Origin of the sequence: Bradyrhizobium sp. dw_78, assembly GCF_018449525.1 — a bacterium.
Lineage (GTDB): Bacteria > Pseudomonadota > Alphaproteobacteria > Rhizobiales > Xanthobacteraceae > Bradyrhizobium.
Genome location: NZ_JAAVUS010000001.1, coordinates 82,202 through 100,301, shown reverse-complemented (window position 1 = coordinate 100,301; position 18,100 = coordinate 82,202). Strand labels below are relative to the sequence as shown.

Here is an 18,100-nt window from a genome sequence, read left to right as displayed (position 1 = left end):
CATTACGCTGCTGCCGCACGGCTCAGTTCGGCGGTCTGTTCCTTCAGCGCCGCGATCAGGCCGGGCCGATCGAATTTGGCGACGTAATCGTGGAAGCCGGCGAGCTTTCCGCGCTCGATCGCCGCCGGTGACACCATCGAGGACAGCGCGATGATCGGCATCGAGCTCAAATGCTGATCGGCCTTGATCGTCTCGGCGAACTCGAACCCGTTCATGTCGGGCATCTCGATGTCGGTCAGCACCACGTCGAACGACTGGCCCGAGCGCAGGGCGGCGAGGCCTTCCTGCGCGTTGGGCGCCACCCGCACCCGGTAACCGGCCGCCTTCAGCACCGGCGCCAGCATGTTGCGGAAGAACGCGCTATCGTCGACCAGCAGCACCGATTGCGACAGCGCCGAGGGGCGCATTTCCTTGCGCGCGAACCAGTCGGCAAACGCCATCGGCAGGAAGTGTCCGACGTCGATCACCTCGGTGGCCTGGCCCTTGATCACGGCGGAGCCGAGAATGCCGTCACGGCTGCCCGCGACCTCGATGTTGAGCCGTTCCTCGACGATGTCGATGATCTCGTCGACCACCAGTCCCATCGAGCGACCGTCATCGGCGAACACCAGGATCGGCTGCGATCCCGAGGTGGCGACATTGACGCCGACCATCTGCACCAGCGGCATCAGCTGGTCGCGGTACTGCACCATGTGGCGGCCGTTGGAGAGTTCGATCTTGTCGGTGGCGATCTCCTCCAGCCGGGTAACGAGCCCGAGCGGCACCGCCTTCGGCTGGTTGGAGCCGGCGCGGAACACCAGGAGCGAGGTCAGTTGCTCGGCGGTGGCGGCGCGCGACGCCGCGTTCTCGTCCGAGATCTCGTGGGAAGCGGAGACCGAGGTGCCGAGCGCCTTGGCCACGCCGTTGGGATCGATGATCATGATCACCGCGCCGTCGCCCAGAATGGTGTTGCCGGAGAACATGTCGATGTGACGCAGCTTGGTCGACATCGGCTTGACCACGATTTCCTCGGTGTGGAACACGCCGTCGACCACGATGCCGAAGGTCTGGCTGCCGACCTGCGTGACGACGATAAAGCCGTTCTCCGGATCGGAGGAGGAGCCGTCGTCGGTCTTGAGCAGCTTCTTCAGATGCACCAGCGGCAACAGCTTATTGCGCAGGCGCAGCACCGCGGTGTCCTTGATGCGCTCGATGCGGTGTTCCGAATTGGCGCGGGCCCGCACCAGTTCGACCACGGAGAGCTGCGGGATCGCAAAGCGGTCGCCGGCGGCCTCCACGATCAGCGCCGACACGATGGCCAGCGTCAGCGGGATCTTGATGGTGACGCTGGCGCCCTCGCCCGCCACCGACTTGACGTCGATGGTGCCGCCGATCTGGTCGATATTGTTGCGCACCACGTCCATGCCGACGCCGCGGCCGGATACGCTGGTGATTTCGGCTGCGGTCGAGAAGCCCGGCGCGAAGATGAATTTGTGGATCTGGGCTTCCGTCATCTTCTCCAGTTCGGCCTCGGTGACGAGACCGTTGGAGATCGCCTTGGCCTTGATGCGCTCGGTGTTGAGGCCGCGGCCGTTGTCGGCGATGCAGATGATGATGTGGCCGCCTTCATGATAGGCGGACAACCGGATCGTACCCTGCTCCGGCTTGCCGGAAGCGAGCCGCTCGGCCGGCGTCTCCAGCCCGTGATCGGCGGAGTTGCGCACCATGTGGGTGAGCGGATCCTTGATCAGATCGAGCACCTGGCGGTCGAGCTCGGTGTCGGCGCCGTGCATCTCCAGTTCGATATGCTTGTGCAGTTCGCCCGAGAGGTCGCGCACGATTCGCGGCAGCTTCTGCCAAGCGTTGCCGATCGGCTGCATCCGCGTCTTCATGACGCCTTCCTGCAATTCGGCCGTCACGTTCGACAACCGCTGCAACGGCACCTTGAATTCGGTGTCCTCGTTGCGCCGCGAGATCTCCAGCAGCTGGTTGCGGGTCAGAACAAGTTCCGACACCATCGTCATCAGATGTTCCAGCGTGTCGACATTCACCCGGATCGACTGGTTGGCGACCTTGTCCGCCTCCTGCATCTCGGAGTCGGCGGCCACTTTCTTCACGGCCGGCTTCGGCTCGCTTTTCGGCGCGGCTGCGGCCGGCGCCGGTTCGGGCTTAGGCTGAGGTGCCGGCGACGGCGCGGACTCGGTTTCGGTCTCGCGGAAGGCGCGCTCCAGTTCGTCCAGCGACACTTCGCCGGGCCTGAGTTCGCGCTCCAGCGTCTGCACCACCAAAGCGTTCTCCTGCGCGGCCTCGGGCGCTGCTGCGGGAGCCGCGGCATCCGGTTCTGACCCGGCCTGCGTCCCGCGCTCGGCCATTTCGTGCAATTGGACGATCAGATCCTGATCGTCGCCTTCCGGCTCGGCCTCGGTCGCCTCCAGTTGAGCAAGCAGTTCCTTGATGCGGTCGATGCTGGCGAGGATCAGGCTGACCGCATCCCCCGTCACCGGCATGCCGTCGCGGAATTTGCCCATCAGGGTCTCGCCGGCATGAGCCAGCGCTTCCAGCCGCGGCAATCCGAGGAAGCCGCACGTCCCCTTGATGGTGTGGACGAGGCGAAAGATGTTATCCAAAATCTTGGCGTTGTTCGGCTCCTGCTCGAACCGCACCAGCTGATTATCGACCGTATCCAGGCTCTCGCTGGTCTCGGTCAGAAACTCCCGCAACAAATCATCCATGAAACCGACCCTAGAACACACGGGACGCGCCACATCGACACGCCTTTCGGAGTTTGGTCAGCTTCTATGCAAAGCGTTTAATATTAGTTGAGTAACCGGAAAAGAACGCTCTCAACAAAGAGATAAGAGCGCCGCACGCGATCCGGCCGCGATTTGTAAACCTCCGGTTAACCATACCGGCCGTGTAGAGCGCCCTTTCGGTTCTGATGGAATCAGAACCGAGGCTTTCTCTTCATTGCTTTGACACGTTTTCCTGACGCGAACTGCTATCCGCTCCGCTCGAAAACGCTATGCGCTTTTCACGAAGCGGTTGCGACGATCGAATCGCCCTCGGGCGCCAGCACCACCTTCAGGCCGCAGGCTTCGGCGAGGAGCCGCGTATAATAAGGCTGCACCGCATGGGCATCGACGCCCGCGCTCTGACTCGAACTCAGGAGATCGGCGATATTTTGCGGCATGCGCGCGTTCAGTCCGCTGGCGGCGACACGGAATCCCATGACCTCGCCTTCGCCGATCGGGTCGACCGCGATCACGCCGCCGCGCGGAATGGTCTGCTGCGCGATCACCATCATGTTCAACAGCAGCTTGACCCGGTTTTTCGGCAGCAGCAGGCGCGGCAGGCTCCAGGTGATCTTGGTCTTGGCGTCCTCCAGATGCCCCCGCGCCATGTTCTGCGCGTCGCCGAGGTCGATCTGCGCGCCGGCCGAGCCCGCCGCCCCGAATGCCAGGCGGCAGAACTGCAGACGCGCCGACGCGGTCTTGGCGCTCTTGCGGATCAGATCGAGGGCAAACTCGCGATCCTCCGGCTTGGGATTGTCGTCGAGGACCTCCAGCCCGTTGACGATGGCGCCGACCGGGCTGATGAGGTCGTGGCAAACCCGCGAACACAGCAGCGCCGCAAGTTCGAGGGCGTCAGGGGCAGGATTGGGAGACGAAGTGCCAGACATAAGAGGTGTTCCTGGATATCTGCACGGCGCGGGCCAAGCCGAATCACGCCTGTCAGCAGGCTTGATACACTGGGGACGCGTGCGGCGCCAACACGGAGCAACCCCACCCCTATGGTTCCTTTTCGTCAACAGGCACGATTGAAGCGGCTCTGTCGCAGGGAAAAACATATAGGTATGACTGTCCGCCGGTGAGGTTCGCCCGAGAATCCACCCGATGAATCCACCGATGAACGAGGCCCCTTTGTCCGGATCCGAGATCGGCCGCGATACCGCGGCCCTGCTGATGCAGCCGCTGACCGATCTGGTGATCCGGGCCGGCGCGGCCATTCTCGCGGTCAACCGCCTTGCCATGAAAATCGACGGCAAGCCGGACGGTTCTCCGGTGACGGAAGCGGATCTCGCCGCCGACCGCATCATCGGCGAAGGCCTGGCCCGGCTCGCCCCTGCGATTCCGGCGGTCTCCGAGGAGCGGGTTCATCTGGCCAAACCGCCTTATCACGGCAGTTTCTTCCTGATCGACCCGCTCGACGGCACCAAGGAATACGTCGCCGGCCGCGACGAGTTCACGGTCAACCTGGCGCTGGTCACCAACGGCACGCCGCTGCTCGGCATCATCGGCGCGCCGGCACTTGGATGGATATGGCGCGGGCTGGTGGGACAAGGCGCCGAACGGCTAGCGACAGCCGATGCCTCACCGGGGCAGCCCGAGCCGATTCACACCCGCCCCGTGCCGGCGCCGGGCGCGCCCTGGATCGCAGCCGTCAGCCGCTCGCATGGAGATGCCTCCACCGAGGCTTTCATCGCGGCCCGGCCGGGCGCCACTCGGCTCAAGCTCGGCTCGGCGGTCAAATTCGGCCGCCTGGCGGAAGGCGCCGCCGATATCTATCCGCGGCTCGCTCCGACCTGCGAATGGGATATCGCGGCCGGCCACGCCATCGTCACCGCGGCGGGCGGCAAGATCACTGATTCGCGCGGCGCGGAATTGCGCTACGGCGAGGGCCGCAAGGATTTCATCGTGCCGGAATTCATCGCCTGGGGCGATCCGGCGGCAGCAGGGCGAATCACGCCTACCGCCCCAGGGTCTGCCTGAGTCTCGGCCAGCGCAGCTTCGCGATCCGCAGAATGCGTGCGGAATCCGCGGCAAAGGCGTCACGGGCCTGCTCGCGGCTGAACAGATAAAGCCGTTGTCCCGTGACCAGCCAGAAGTTCGGATTGCCGGCCACCGCGACGCCGCGAGCGACGTCGACCGGGTCGTATCCGCCGAACTGGGGCCCGTAAATATCGGGATGGGCGACAAAGGCGGCGCGATTGCCTTCATTGCAAAAACGCCAGACCACGCCGGCCTCCGAGGCCTCGAACTCTTCCCGGCCGATTTCGGCTTTGGCATCGGCAAAATAAGCCACGGGGTCGAAGCCCTCGATGGCAAGGCCGGAGAAACGATTCGCGACCACCCGTTCAGTGGTCGCGGCATGGACCGCGCGCGGCAAGCCGGACAACATGCCTAGCCCTGCGAATAATGCGATCAAGGCGATTCCGGGGCGCCTGCCGTTTCCTTCCTGCCGTGGTGCCGTCATAGTTGATGCCGATAACATTCGAGTCGGGGGACAGTGGACGCAACCTAAAGCCGTGTTTGTTGGCGTCGGGTTAAGGTCGGCGGCCATGATTTCGATACCAGGGGTTCTTTCATGACTTTCGCCTCTCGCCTTGCCGCGGCTGCAGTCGCCGCCCTGGTGTGCTGGTCCGTACCTGTTTTCGCGCAACAGCAGGAGCCGGCGGAACCACCTCCGCCTCCCCCGCCACGCCAGGCGGCGGGAGCGAACACCTACGGCCCGGACGAACTGGTCAATGCCGGTCATCGTTTTTTCGGCAACGTGTCGCGCGGGCTTGCCGCGGTCATCGAACGGGCGGTGAGCCAGTGGGGCCTGCCGAACGGCTATGTTCTGGGTGAAGAAGGCAGCGGCGCCTTCGTCGCCGGGCTGCGCTATGGCGAAGGCACGCTCTACACCAAGAACGCCGGCGATCTGCACGTCTACTGGCAAGGGCCCTCGGTCGGCTTCGACTGGGGCGGCGACGGCGCCCGCACCATGACGCTGGTTTATAATCTTCCTTCCACCAATGCGATCTACCAGCGCTTTGCCGGCATCGACGGCTCCGCCTATATCGTCGGCGGCTTCGGGATGACGGCGCTGACCGCCAACAACATCGTGCTGGTGCCGATCCGCTCCGGCATCGGCCTGCGGCTGGGCGCCAATATCGGCTATCTGAAATATACGCCGCGCGCGACCTGGAACCCGTTCTGAACCCTTCGCGCCTTCTGAATCCTGAAGCCGGGGATGAATCCCGAAGTTAAGGATGTCCTGGCGGCAGATTCACGTTAACCCGGCATTGGGCTGGCGTTCACCCTGCTCTCCGTGGCATTGTGATTAACGAAGGGTTTCCGACGCGGGAATCCAAGGTTTCTCGCCGAGTTGCCGCGCGTAGCAGGGAGTTTGGTCCATGGTCGAACCGATCATGTATCTGGCGATCGGTTTTCTGATCTCGATGCTGTGCGGGTTGATGATCATCCCGCTGGTTCACAACCGAGCAGTGCGGCTGACGACGCGGCGCATCGAGGCGGCGACGCCGCTGTCGATGGCGGAAATCCAGGCCGACAAGGATCAGCTGCGCGCCGAATTCGCGATGTCGGCGCGGCGGCTCGAGATGAACGTCGACCAGCTCAGGAACAAGACCACCAGCCAGCTTGCCGAACTCGGCAAGAAAACCGACGCGATCAATCGCATGAAGCTCGAGCTTGGCGAAAAGAACGCCACGATCTTTGCGCTCGAGGCGCGCGAGAAGGCATTCAAGGAACAGCTGCGGGCGACCGAAGAGGAGTTTGCCGCCAAGACCGAAGCCTTGCGTGTCGCCGGGCAGGCGCTGGCCGACAAGCAAAGCGAACTGGCCAAGATCGGCGCCGCGTTGTCCGACCGTTCCATCACCGCGGACAGCCGCCAGGTCGAACTGGTCGCGGTGCGCGCCCAGATCGATGCGCTCAAGAACCGGGTCGGCGACGCCGAGAAGGACTTTGCCGAAACCCAGGCTCGGCTCGCGCAGGAGCGCGGCGCGTCCGAGAACGCGACGCGCGATCTTGCCGAAGCGCGCGGCCGGGTCGAGAACCTGAGCCAGCGCGTCACCGATCTCGATCGCCAGCTGATCGTCCAGGTCAAGGAAGCCGAAATGCTCGGCAACCGCGTCACCGATCTGGAAACCCGCCTTGCCACCCAGGGCAAGCTGCTCGCCGAGCGCGATTACGAGAGCAATCAGTTGCGCCAGTCGAACACGGCCGCCGAACGCACGATCAAGGAATTGCGCAACGAGATCGCAGCGACCAATGCCGGCAAGGCGCCGGCGATCGAGAAGCTGCGCGGCGAAAAGACCGAGCTTGAGGAACAGCTTCGCCTCGCGCGCGACGAGCGTTCCAAACTGCAGCGCGACATCAACGCGATCCAGCAACAGGCCGAAAGCTCCTGGGCCACCGAGCGCATGGAAAACGCGCTGCTGCGCGAGCGCATCAACGACATCGCCGCCGAAGTCGCCAAGCTGGCGATGACGCTGGAAGGGCCGGATTCGGCGATCGAAGCCATGCTGGCCGGCGAGACGGCGGTGGCCGCGAAGACGGCCAAAACCGGCAAAGGCACCGCCAATGGCGTTATTCCCGAGGGCGGCACCCTGGCCGAGCGCATCCGGGCGCTGCAATCCCACGCCTCCCGCGCCCGCCAGCCGGAGGCGTGAACCTTTCGTACATGGTCTGACGGGTTTGGCTTGACCGGTTTGACTTGACACTTAGGCCTTGCCCTTCGTAAATCGCCGCAATTGACGGCGTGCATTATTCCGTCGAAGATGCTTGGCGGCGTTTGACGGTTGCACGAAATTCCCGGGCGCATAGCTCAGCGGGAGAGCGTTCCCTTCACACGGGAGAGGTCCAAGGTTCGATCCCTTGTGCGCCCACCATAAACCCCTTGTTTTAAGGGTTTTTTATTTTCTGCCCTAGTTCCAATATGCGTTTCGACACGCCTTAGAGCAAAAAATCACGCACAATTGGCCCAAAATTGGCCCAGTGAAACGTCTCTCCAACTCAGCAATCGGCACACGTTTGCGTTTTGATGCTGTCAATCATAGCCTTTTTGAAACGCGCTGTGTCTGAAAGCTTGTTGGCACCCCTCCATATATAGGGAGAGAGGCCCTGAACAGTGTACCCATAATTTTGATAGCGATACCACGTCCGCTTTGCACCGTTAGCCGCCAACATCGCGCGACGATGCACTGTGTCGCGATGGCACTTCCGGACACTCTGCCATGCTCCGCTTTGTAAAGCGGAATTTTTACAACGCTACAATCCAAGGTAGCATATTGAAATGGGGGAACGTCGCTGTATAAATCACGGACGGCGTATCGAATCTTTGACAAGTGATACGAATGGATTTGGGCCATTCGCGGGAAAGGAGGAATTTGTGCGCGCAGAACCGAACTTCGTTGCAGCAATAATCTTCGGGGTATTGGAGATTGCCTATTTCGTTATGTTCTTGCTGCTCAAATACGAAAATCGGACTGAGCTTTATCAGCCAACCCTCTATATAAGTACCGCGTCTTGGTTTGCATTTGTTGTGTTTGCAGCGTTCATTTTCCGGCCTTTTGCCTATCGATGGCTGCGTGTAGTTATCGCATTCATAGTGTTCATGACTGTTCCGGCCGTTTTTTCGCTAGCTCTTACAAAAATACTTGCTGACGCAAATGCAGATAAATTGTGGTTTGAGCTGGCGTTCCTCGGTACCACTGCAATCAAGCTTGGTATAGCGGCAAGCCTTTATGCTTGGGCTGGTTCTCGGAGACCCTCAGGTCAGTACGCGTGAGGGTGGGATGTTAGCAACTAACGCTCGGCCGCCGCGTGCGCTTGTGATCATGCTCCTAGTAGTTCAATAGCATAGACCAAGCTACGCCAAGCCTTCACACGGGAGAGGTCCAAGGTTCGATCCCTTGTGCGCCCACCATTAGACTTTTATATCCAATGAATTAGCGGACTAATTCCCTCGGAATGTTCCCCAAAAGAGCCGGGGCAAAAGAGGGGCACCTCGGATTTGGCACGGTTGACGAAAATCGCTCTGCCACCGCAACGCTCCGACTTGACCATCCACAAAGTGACGCCGCTTCCCCGCCAAACGGGCTGCACCTGGTCGGCGCTCCTCTTTCCAGAGCTGGAACGAAATCGAGGACGTCGCCACGGCAATGCGTTCAGGAAGTATCCACATTCCACATGTCGCGGTGACCGAGCCGCTCGACCGGACATACTTGAATTGTTAGACGCATCTTCCTGGAATAAAATTTGAGTCGGTAATGACCGTTGCGATCGAGATTGGGCGGACCGTAACGGGAGATCCCGCAGTTTTGGACTTAGAGGAACTTCTCGCGACGCGCCTTCTGGTTCAAGGCAATTCCGGCTCCGGCAAGTCTCACCTGCTACGCCGACTTCTCGAGCAGAGCGTGCCCTGGGTCCAGCAGACGGTCATCGATCCCGAGGGCGACTTCGTGACGTTGGCCGAACGCTTCGGTCATCTCGTCATCGACGCGCAAGAACACACCGAGCGCGCTCTGCAGGTGGCTGCCGAGCGGATCCGGGCTCACCGCGTCTCTACCATCCTGAATCTTGAAGGGCTCGACGCGGAAAACCAAATGCGGCGCGCAGCCGCGTTTCTCGGGGGCCTGTTCGAGGTCTCCCGGGATCACTGGTATCCGATGTTGGTGGTCGTTGACGAGGCTCAGTTGTTCGCGCCGGCGATAGCCGGAGAGGTTTCGGACGAAGCGCGCAAGCTCTCGCTCGGCGCGATGACGAACCTGATGTGCCGGGGCCGCAAGCGCGGGCTTGCAGGCATCATCGCCACTCAGCGGCTCGCGAAACTCGCCAAGAACGTGGCTGCCGAGGCCGCCAATTTCCTGATGGGCCGGACGTTTCTCGATATCGACATGGCGAGGGCCGCCGATCTTCTGGGAATGGAGCGCCGGCAAGCGGACGCCTTTCGCGATCTGCAGCGGGGACAATTCATGGCGCTCGGCTCCGCCCTCTCGCGCCGCCCCATAAGCGTACAGATAGGCTCGACCGACACGCACCCGCGCAACGCATCGCCGCGGCTGATGCCGATGCCGGATGCGAAAATCGAGGACGCGCGCGGCATAATCCTGGCGGCCCCGCCGCCGGAGGTCAATCGGCCTGTGCGCAGACCTTCGGTGGACATCGTGAACCAGCTCATGATGGCGAAGGAAGCAGTTCCCGAAGCTGTCGAGAGGCCACTGAGTGCGGAAGAACGAACGGAGCGCCGTCTAAGGCTGGACCGCATTCTCTCCGCCATCCTGGCCGAACCCGATGCCGGATTCCGAACCGCGGACATCCTGTATCAGGAGTTCGTCGTCCGCTGCCGGATCGAGGGTCTCGGTTCGGCGGCGCCGACGCTAAGCGTCTTCCGACGCATGCTGACATGCGCTCGCGCAGGACTCTCCAGCGATATGGAAGAAGAAGACGACGCCTGGCGGGAAGTCCTGCTGCGGGCCGGCATCCTTCCGGAAGACATGCAAGGCGTATTCCTGCTGATCGCTCGCGCCGCCAGGGAGAACTTGCCGTGTCCCAGCGATTCGGCGATCGCCCGCGCTTACGGCACGCATTCGTTTCGCCGCGCCCGACGGACGTTGGCCTATATCGAGGAACAGGATCTCCTTGTATGCCAGATCGACGGCATGGGCCGCAGAATCGCGACGCTCGTCGAGCCCGCTTGGACAACAGCGCCGGGTGACCCCAATGCCGACGAAACGCCCGCCCTATTGATGTGCGCGGCACCGCCATCTGCGTAGCCGGAGCGAATGGGCCTCCCCGCCGCTGTATCTGTCGCCGTCACGCAAACGTACAAGACCAAGTTTTCAAACGGGCTCTACGGTATCCACGCCGTTGAAGCGATCGCATCCGACGATGCAACAATGCGGCCGCCCATCAGCACCGTGCGTGCCAGCGTGCCGGCCGCCACCAGATCCTCCACGCTCGCCGCGCGCGCGATCAGCAGATCGGCCCGCGCGCCTTCCCGAAGCCCGAAATCATCGAGGCCCATCAACGACGCCGGTGTACTGCTGACCATATCGAAGGCGCGGCGCAGGTCGTTGAGGCCGAGATGGCCGGCGAGCACCGTCCATCGGGCGATCTCAAGCAGGTCGCCGGAGCCGGTCGGCACGAACGCATCCTCGATGTTGTCGGAAGCCGCCGCGACCGGCACGCCTGCCTCCAGGAGTTCGCGGACGCGCGTCAGGCCGCGCGGGGCCAATCGGTCGGCCGCCCGTCCCTGCAGGAAAAGGTTGGCGGCGGGCAACGTGACCACGGCGACACCGGCCTCGTGCAGCCGCTCGATCGAGCGCAGCGCCTGGTCGCGCGGCATCGCGGAGAGCGCCGAGCAATGTCCGGCAACGACCCGGCCGGCCATGCCGCGCTCCCGCGTCAGATCCGCCAATGCGTCAAAGAGCACCCGGCCGCCATCGAGATGTTCGTCGATATGCAGGTCGAGCGGCAGGCCGCTGCGTTCGGCCACATCGAACAGCATTGTCAGGAACGCCAGCGGCTGGCTGGAATAGGCCGGCACCCCGCCGATCGCGTCGATGCCGAGCGCAATCGCCTCCTGCAACCACGCTTCACTTTCCGGCAGCATGGAGGTGGCGTCCGAGGTCACATGGCCGACCACCTGGATGCGCATCCGGTCCGCGCAGCTCTCGCGTAGCGCAAGCATGGTCTCGATGCCGCGGAGCCCGCTCTGCGGGTCGATATTCGTATGGCTGCGGATGGCGACGGTGCCATACGCGCTGCATGCCTCGACGGTGTCGCGGGCCCGCATGATCATCTCGTCGCGGGTGATGTTCGGCGCAATGGCCCGATAGGCGGCGATCGCTCCGTCCAGCGTGCCCTGCGGATTGGACAGAAGCCCGCGCGTGCGCGACTTGTCGAGGTGCTGGTGGATATCGACCAGGCCCGGCAGCACCAGCCGGCCGTCCAGCGCGATCAGCTCGGCCCCTTCACCGCTCAACTGCGGTGCAATGGCCAGGACGCGCCCTTCGGCCCCGATCCGGACATCGAGAAATTCCGGCTGCGAGGCCCCGGCTCGGAGCACGCGTCCGCCGCGCAATATCAGGTCACGAGCCATCGGCATTCCTGTTCGACCCTAAGCGTTCCCTTCTCCTAGACCTGAGTTTTACAGGCGCCGCAAGTGCGGCGAAAAGGAAGCCAACGGAATGCGGGACATCGATCTGGTTTACAGAGAGCTGACTTATGGATTCATCGACCAGGGCACGCAGGCGCTCGAAAAGCACCGCACGACCCTGCCTGGTCCTGCTTATGCCCCGCGGGCCTAGATGCCGAACACCCAGATCGCAACGATGGCGCCGAGCGTTGCCAGTCCGCTGATGGTCCAGCCGACGGCGTAGGCGGCTTCCTCGTTGTTCGCGCCGCGCATGACATCATATCTATCGGTGTAGCTATCGGTCGAGACGTGCCAGTGATCCGACATGATCGCCTCCTGATTGTAACCAGGAAACAATCGCCCACCGCCGCTAAGGTTCCGTATGCGCCTCGCCTACAACACTCATTCAATTCGAGCCAAATTCACGGATAACTGATCGCCCCTCGCGGAAACTGCGGGAGCGCCGATTCGGTTGAGCTGCGCCGGGTACCTGCCAACCAACCGGGGAGACCACTTCCATGCGCAAATTGATCATCGCCGCCACCGCCATCGCCTTGCTCTCGTCGACGGCTGCTTTCGCCCAATCGACCGGCAAGGCGGGAGGGACCACGGGTGCGGTGGCCCAAAACGCCGACACGACGGCCAAGAGCGATCCGTCGAGCGCCAAGATGGCCAAGACGACGAAGAAAGCGAAGAAGTCGAGCACGGCCAAGAGCAACGACGCGAAGTGACGCAGAGGCCGCCTTCGGGCGGCCTCGTCTTCGTCCGGATCGGGTTTTCGCCCGAAACGCTATGGCCCCGCGCCTTTGAGCCGCTCCTCGAACCACCCGGACAGGGCCCGCTCGACGGCGCCCCCGACATATAATTCCGACGCGGCGACCTGGTTTTTTCCCAGCACCAGAAACAGCCCGATCCGGTAGGCGAACCACAGATGGGGATCGGTCAGCGCCCGCAGCTTGTGCCGGTCATGTTCCGGCGGCTGGTGATTGACGGCCTTGCGGATCTCGATCGCGAGCAAATTTTCCGGAACGGTTCGCCGGTGTACGACGATATCGGGATAAACCGATTTGCCGAGATCGTCGTCGGTCGAGACGATCGAACCCTTGGGCAGAAGCAGCCGGCGGTCCCCGAGCCGGTTGTAATCGCAATCGACGTCCCAGCCGCCGAACCGGCGTTCGAGATGGACGGCGAGGCGATGCGTCAATGTCCGCTCGCCGACGTCCTTCCCGAGCAGATAGGTCTCGCGCGCATAGAACTCACCCAGCGCGCCGATCACCTTGTCCAGTTCGGACTGCATATCGGCCAGCATGTCGCCTCCCCCGAGGCGTCGTGATGGCCGACATCTGCGTCGCTTCGATGACGCTTACAGCCGTATTTTTTACATCTGGACTTCGATCAGCCGCGGTCCGGGCTCGGCGACCGCTTCGGCGAGCGCCTTGTTGAACTCGTCGACGGTGGTGACCGCGCGGCCCGGAACGCCCATGCCCCTGGCCAGCGCGACGAAGTCGATGGTCGGCCGATCCAGCTTCAGCATGTCCAGGGCACGTTTTCCGGGCTCGCCGGCGCCGACGCCGTCGAACTCGCCGCGCAGGATCTGGTAGATGCGGTTGGCGAATACGATGGTGACGACATTCAGGTTTTCGCGCGCCTGGGTCCACAGCGCTTGAATCGTGTACATCGCGCTGCCGTCGCCGACCATGCACATCACCTTGCGGTCCGGGCAGGCCACCGCGGCCCCGGTCGCGACCGGGGGCGAGAAGCCGATCGAGCCGCCCATGTTCTGCAGCCAGTCATGCGGCGCAGCCCCCGCCGTCGGCGGGAAGAAGCCGCGGCCGGTGGTGATGGATTCGTCGACCACGATGGCGTTTTCCGGGATCGCCAGCGCGATCGCCTGCGCGATCGAGGCCGGGGTCAGCGCGCCGGTCGGCTTGACCAGCTCCATCAATTGCTGCGGCTTGACGTCCGACGGCTTGGCGCCGAGCGCATCGGCCAAAGCCCCCAGCGCCGCGATCGAATTTTCGCCCCAGGAGGTCAAGCGGTGAACCTCGCAGCCCTCGGGCTTGAGGATGCTCGGCTTGTTCGGATAGGCGAAGAAGGCGATCGGCTCGTTGGCCTCGACCAGGACGATGTTCTTGAAGTTCTTCAGGATCGGCAGCGCCTGCTCGATCACATAGGGAATGCGGTCGATCGAGAAGCGGCCGCGGCCGCGCGCCATGCGCGGATGATAGGTCTGGCCCATCACCTTGCAGCCGGTCTTGCCGGCAATCTGCTGCGCCAGCGCCAGCCCCTGCTCGGTCAGGCCATCGCCGGTGACCAGCACCAGGGTCTCGGCGCCCCCGTTCTTCAGCACCCTTGCCGCCTCATCCACCGCCCGTGGCGAATAGTTCGGGCGCTGGCTCTCGGTCGGCACCTCGGCGATAGCGCCGGCTTCGTTCCAGGCGGTGTCGGCGGGCAGGATCAGGGTCGCGATCTGGGGCGGCGAACTTTTCGCCGCGGCGATGGCGGCGGCGCCGTCGGCCGAGACCGATTTGGCATCCGGCGAGGTCCGGACCCAGTCCGACATCGGCCGCGCCAGGCCCTCGACGTCGGAGGTCAGCGGCGCGTTGTAGCCGATGTGATAGGTCGCGTGCTGTCCGACGATGTTGACGATGCCGGAATGCGCCTTCTTGGCGTTGTGCAGATTGGCCAGCCCGTTGGCGAGGCCGGGGCCGAGATGCAGCAGGGTCGACGCCGGCGTGCCCTTCATGCGAAAATAGCCGTCCGCGGCGCCGGTCACCACGCCCTCGAACAGGCCGAGGACGCAGCGCATGCCCGGAACCCGGTCCAGCGCGGCGACGAAATGCATTTCCGAAGTGCCCGGATTGGTAAAGCAGACGTCAACACCGCCCGCCACCAGGGTTCGCACCAGACTTTCCGCACCGTTCATCATTCCACTCCCGTTCGCATTCCTCTGAGGCAGCCAGAGATCACAATCATTCTTGACGCGTTTCGTCAAAGGGGGCGCAGAGCATTCCTGCCAAGCGGACGACCCTATGGCGTTTTCAAGCGAAGCGGATACCGGCCGGCGTGGAGAAAACGCCTCAAAAGGTCCAACGCCTTTTTAACCGGTTGATCTGAAAATCGGCGCCCTCACGGGCTCGTTGCTTGCGAAATCGCGCCAATTATGGCCTTTCTGGCGATGAGGATCGAATTTTTCGCGAGGAAGAAAATGACTCGGGGATTGGCTTTCCTGGCTGCCGCGGTTTTCATCCTGACCGGGGCGGGGCACGCGCGGGCTCAAGGCTTCGACTCACGCGATATCATGGGTGGCGGGCCCAATTTCTTCGCCGGCGGATCGAGCCCAATTCCGCGCACCACCGTCAATTTCGAGAGCAATTATCCGCCCGGCACCATCGTGGTGAACACCGCCGAGCGTCGGCTTTATCTGGTGGAGCCCGACGGCCAGGCGCTGCGCTATGGCATCGGGGTCGGCCGCGACGGTTTCCGCTGGGGCGGCGTACACCGCGTCTCGGCCAAGAAGGAATGGCCGGGCTGGACCCCGCCCGCGCAGATGCTGGCGCGGCGGCCGGACCTGCCCCGCCACATGGCCGGCGGCATCGACAACCCGCTCGGCGCCCGCGCCATCTATCTCGGCTCGACGCTCTATCGCATTCACGGCTCGAACGAGCCCGAGACGATCGGCCAGGCGGTATCCTCCGGCTGCTTCCGCATGACCAATGAGGACGTCACCGACCTCTATGACCGGGTTCACGTCGGCGCCACGGTCGTCGTGAAGAATTAGGGCTTTTCGGTTCTGATTGAATCAGAACCGAAGCTCTATCCTCTTTGCTCCGTGAGCGGATGCGCCCGATCAAGCCTTGCGCGGACGCGACGATTGCGGCAGCGTCAACACAATGAATGCTTCTCGTCGGCCTTCGCCCGTCATCAGGGCCATCGCGGTCCTGCTGGCCGCTGTTGCGCTCGACAGCCTTGTTCCGGAGCCGGCGGCGACGTCCGAAATTCCGGCCATCGCCTCGCGCCAGCGCGCCGAGAAGAAATCCTTTACCGACGGCGAAATCATCGACGGATTTTTCAAGACCGCGTTCGGCGCCGAATATCATCTGGCCGGCCGGGTCGACCGCATCCGCAAATATGACGTGCCGGTGCGGGTCTTCGCCGAAGGCGACGACCGTGCGGCACGCAAGGCGCAACTCGCCAGGGTCGTCGCCGATATCGGCCGGCGGGTGCAGCACCTCGACATCGCGATGGCGGCGCCCGGCGACGACGCCAATATCGTCGTCAACCTGGTGCGCGACCGCGATTTGTCGCGGACCATCACCAGTCTCTACGGCAGCGAGCGGGCCAAGGAGATCCGCACCTCGCTCGATCCGCAATGCCTGTCCGGTTTTCGCAAGAACGAGGCGTTCGAGATCGAGCATTCCGACGTGATCCTCACCTATGACAGCAGCGATTTCATCTTCCTCGACTGCGCCTATGAGGAATTGCTGCAATCACTGGGACCGATCAACGATACCAGCTCCGTGCCCTGGACCATGTTCAACGACAATGTGTCGATGGGCTTCTTCGACATCTACGATCAGTACATCCTGAACCTGCTCTACGACCCCCGCATCAAGGCCGGCATGACCGTGCAGGAGGTGCGGGAGGTGCTGCCGGAGGTGCTGGCCGATGTGCGGGCCTGGGTCGCCAAGGTCAATAATCTGCCAGAGTGAAGGCGCTGTGCAGCAAGCCGGGCGCGCGCCGCGCAAGCCGCGAATTCGCACGCCGACGATGAGGTTTCAACGCGCCCCGGCGTCGGATAGGGTGCGCGCGATCAACTGGGGAATGACATGAGCTTGTCCGGAATTTTTGCGCGAATAGTGGCGCTGATCGGCGCCGCCGCGGTGCTGTGGCGCCGTCTGCAGGACGCCACGCATGAGCCGGCCTGGGGCAGCGCGCCGGTGGTGCCGGCGGCGAAGCCGCAGGGCAGCATCCCGACGCTCAAAATGCCGACGGCCCAGGGCTGGACCGACGGGCAGATCCCGGTGGCGGCGCCCGGGCTCAAGGTCAATGCGTTTGCGACCGGCCTGAAACACCCGCGCTGGATCAATGTGCTGCCCAATGGCGACGTCCTTATTGCCGAGGCGACGCAGGTCGCCGGACCGATCAGGAACGTGTTCAGCTACGCGATGCAGGCGACGATGAGACGCGCCGCCGCGCTCGGCGTCAGCGCCAACCGCATCACGTTATTGCGCGACGTGGATGGCGACGGCATCGCCGAACGGCGCGAAATTTTCATGGAGGGACTGAACCAGCCGTTCGGCATGGCGCTGCTGGGCGATACGTTCTACGTCGGCAACACCGACGGCGTGGTCGCCTTTCCGTATGCGGCGGGCGCGGACCGCATCACCGCGCCGGGCCGGAAACTGGTCAGCTTCAAGCCCGCTGGGCACTGGACGCGAAGCCTGCTGCCGAGCCCCGATGGCAAAAAGCTTTATGCCGGGGTCGGCTCGCTCACCAATATCGCCGACGACGGCATGGCGGCCGAGCAAGGCCGCGCCGCGATCTACGAACTCGATCTGGCCGAGGGTTCAAGCCGCATCTTTGCCAGCGGCCTGCGCAACCCGGTGGGCCTGGCATGGGAGCCATCGACCGGCGTGCTGTGGACGGTGGTCAACGAGCGCGACGGACTGGGCGACGAGACGCCTCCCGATTATCTGACCTCGGTCCGCGACGGCGGTTTCTACGGCTGGCCCTATTGCTATTGGGGGCAGACGGTGGACGATCGGGTGCCGCAGGATCCGGCCGCGGTCGCAAAGGCCATCACGCCGGACTACGCGCTGGGCGGCCACACCGCGTCGTTGGGCCTGTGCTGGATGCCGGCCGGCACGCTTCCCGGCTTTCCGGACGGCATGGCGATCGGACAGCACGGCTCCTGGAATCGCAGCACGCTGAGCGGCTACAAGGTTGTGTTCGTGCCGTTCGCGGATGGGCGCCCGTCCGGGCCGCCGCGGGATATCCTGTCGGGATTCCTCGCACCGGACGAGCGGGTATCCTACGGGCGGCCGGTCGGCGTAACGCTCGGCCCCGACGGCTCCCTGCTGGTGGCGGACGATGTCGGCGACGTGATCTGGCGCGTCACGGGCGAGCGGCAGGGCTGAGCGAGCCTGCAAAGGTTTGGTTCGGAGCGCCGATCCGTCAGTGCGGCGTTGCGCGAGGATAC

General features: G+C 63.5%; 16 protein-coding genes and 1 tRNA gene. 10 read left to right on the top strand and 7 right to left on the bottom strand.

All coding sequences use genetic code 11. From position 1 onward, the window contains the following. Nucleotides 1–2: 2 nt before the first annotated feature. The gene (locus HB630_RS00445; RefSeq protein WP_213769402.1) at nucleotides 3–2,711 is read right to left on the bottom strand and encodes a hybrid sensor histidine kinase/response regulator; all 2,709 of its coding nucleotides are present in this window, start codon (nucleotides 2,709–2,711) and stop codon (nucleotides 3–5) included. A 299-nt stretch (nucleotides 2,712–3,010) separates the two neighbouring features. Next, a complete protein-coding gene (locus tag HB630_RS00440; RefSeq protein WP_213769401.1) occupies nucleotides 3,011–3,658 on the bottom strand; it encodes a histidine phosphotransferase family protein in 648 nt (215 codons plus the stop codon). A gap of 226 nt (nucleotides 3,659–3,884) precedes the next feature. On the opposite strand from HB630_RS00440, the gene HB630_RS00435 reads away from it, so the two are divergent. Further along, on the top strand, nucleotides 3,885–4,748 hold the full coding sequence (locus HB630_RS00435) for a 3'(2'),5'-bisphosphate nucleotidase CysQ (protein ID WP_213769400.1): 864 nt from the start codon (nucleotides 3,885–3,887) through the stop codon (nucleotides 4,746–4,748). Here the strand turns inward: HB630_RS00435 and HB630_RS00430 are convergent. Further along, complete coding sequence (locus HB630_RS00430) at nucleotides 4,726–5,232, bottom strand: YHS domain-containing (seleno)protein (protein WP_213769399.1); 507 nt, start codon at nucleotides 5,230–5,232, stop codon at nucleotides 4,726–4,728. The genes HB630_RS00435 and HB630_RS00430 overlap by 23 nt on opposite strands. Nucleotides 5,233–5,343: 111 nt before the next feature. Between HB630_RS00430 and HB630_RS00425 the strand changes: the two genes are divergently transcribed. The 5 genes from HB630_RS00425 to HB630_RS00405 all read left to right on the top strand — a co-directional run bounded on the left by HB630_RS00425 (nucleotide 5,344) and on the right by HB630_RS00405 (nucleotide 10,534). Continuing rightward, nucleotides 5,344–5,958 (top strand): DUF1134 domain-containing protein, encoded by a 615-nt coding sequence (locus HB630_RS00425; RefSeq protein ID WP_213769398.1) that lies wholly within the window; start codon nucleotides 5,344–5,346, stop codon nucleotides 5,956–5,958. Between the two features lie 196 nt (nucleotides 5,959–6,154). Next, nucleotides 6,155–7,429, top strand: a complete 1,275-nt coding sequence (locus HB630_RS00420) for a hypothetical protein (protein ID WP_213769397.1) — start codon at nucleotides 6,155–6,157, stop codon at nucleotides 7,427–7,429. 144 nt (nucleotides 7,430–7,573) lie between these two features. Then, nucleotides 7,574–7,648, top strand: a tRNA-Val gene (locus HB630_RS00415). A 500-nt stretch (nucleotides 7,649–8,148) separates the two neighbouring features. Then, a complete protein-coding gene (locus tag HB630_RS00410; protein ID WP_213769396.1) occupies nucleotides 8,149–8,547 on the top strand; it encodes a hypothetical protein in 399 nt (132 codons plus the stop codon). 481 nt (nucleotides 8,548–9,028) lie between these two features. After that, a complete protein-coding gene (locus HB630_RS00405; RefSeq protein ID WP_213769395.1) occupies nucleotides 9,029–10,534 on the top strand; it encodes an ATP-binding protein in 1,506 nt (501 codons plus the stop codon). 77 nt (nucleotides 10,535–10,611) lie between these two features. On the opposite strand, the gene HB630_RS00400 is transcribed toward HB630_RS00405, so the two are convergent. Both HB630_RS00400 and HB630_RS00395 read right to left on the bottom strand, forming a co-directional pair. Continuing rightward, the gene (locus tag HB630_RS00400; RefSeq protein WP_213769394.1) at nucleotides 10,612–11,862 is read right to left on the bottom strand and encodes an amidohydrolase family protein; all 1,251 of its coding nucleotides are present in this window, start codon (nucleotides 11,860–11,862) and stop codon (nucleotides 10,612–10,614) included. 204 nt (nucleotides 11,863–12,066) lie between these two features. Further along, nucleotides 12,067–12,225, bottom strand: a complete 159-nt coding sequence (locus HB630_RS00395; protein ID WP_213769393.1) for a hypothetical protein — start codon at nucleotides 12,223–12,225, stop codon at nucleotides 12,067–12,069. Between the two features lie 191 nt (nucleotides 12,226–12,416). Here HB630_RS00395 and HB630_RS00390 point away from each other — a divergent pair, with 191 nt between their 5' ends. Further along, entirely contained in the window at nucleotides 12,417–12,629 is a 213-nt protein-coding gene (locus HB630_RS00390) for a hypothetical protein (RefSeq protein ID WP_213769392.1), read from the top strand. Nucleotides 12,630–12,688: 59 nt separating this feature from the next. On the opposite strand, the gene HB630_RS00385 is transcribed toward HB630_RS00390, so the two are convergent. Next, the gene (locus HB630_RS00385) at nucleotides 12,689–13,195 is read right to left on the bottom strand and encodes a hypothetical protein (protein WP_213770653.1); all 507 of its coding nucleotides are present in this window, start codon (nucleotides 13,193–13,195) and stop codon (nucleotides 12,689–12,691) included. Between the two features lie 81 nt (nucleotides 13,196–13,276). Then, entirely contained in the window at nucleotides 13,277–14,824 is a 1,548-nt protein-coding gene (locus tag HB630_RS00380) for an acetolactate synthase large subunit (RefSeq protein ID WP_213769391.1), read from the bottom strand. 282 nt (nucleotides 14,825–15,106) lie between these two features. On the opposite strand from HB630_RS00380, the gene HB630_RS00375 reads away from it, so the two are divergent. The 3 genes from HB630_RS00375 (at nucleotide 15,107) to HB630_RS00365 (ending at nucleotide 18,038) form a co-directional block, all read left to right on the top strand. After that, the gene (locus HB630_RS00375) at nucleotides 15,107–15,679 is read left to right on the top strand and encodes a L,D-transpeptidase (protein WP_213769390.1); all 573 of its coding nucleotides are present in this window, start codon (nucleotides 15,107–15,109) and stop codon (nucleotides 15,677–15,679) included. Between the two features lie 112 nt (nucleotides 15,680–15,791). Beyond that, complete coding sequence (locus tag HB630_RS00370; protein ID WP_213769389.1) at nucleotides 15,792–16,610, top strand: DUF2927 domain-containing protein; 819 nt, start codon at nucleotides 15,792–15,794, stop codon at nucleotides 16,608–16,610. Between the two features lie 117 nt (nucleotides 16,611–16,727). Then, on the top strand, nucleotides 16,728–18,038 hold the full coding sequence (locus tag HB630_RS00365) for a sorbosone dehydrogenase family protein (protein ID WP_213769388.1): 1,311 nt from the start codon (nucleotides 16,728–16,730) through the stop codon (nucleotides 18,036–18,038). Nucleotides 18,039–18,100 lie beyond the last annotated feature (62 nt).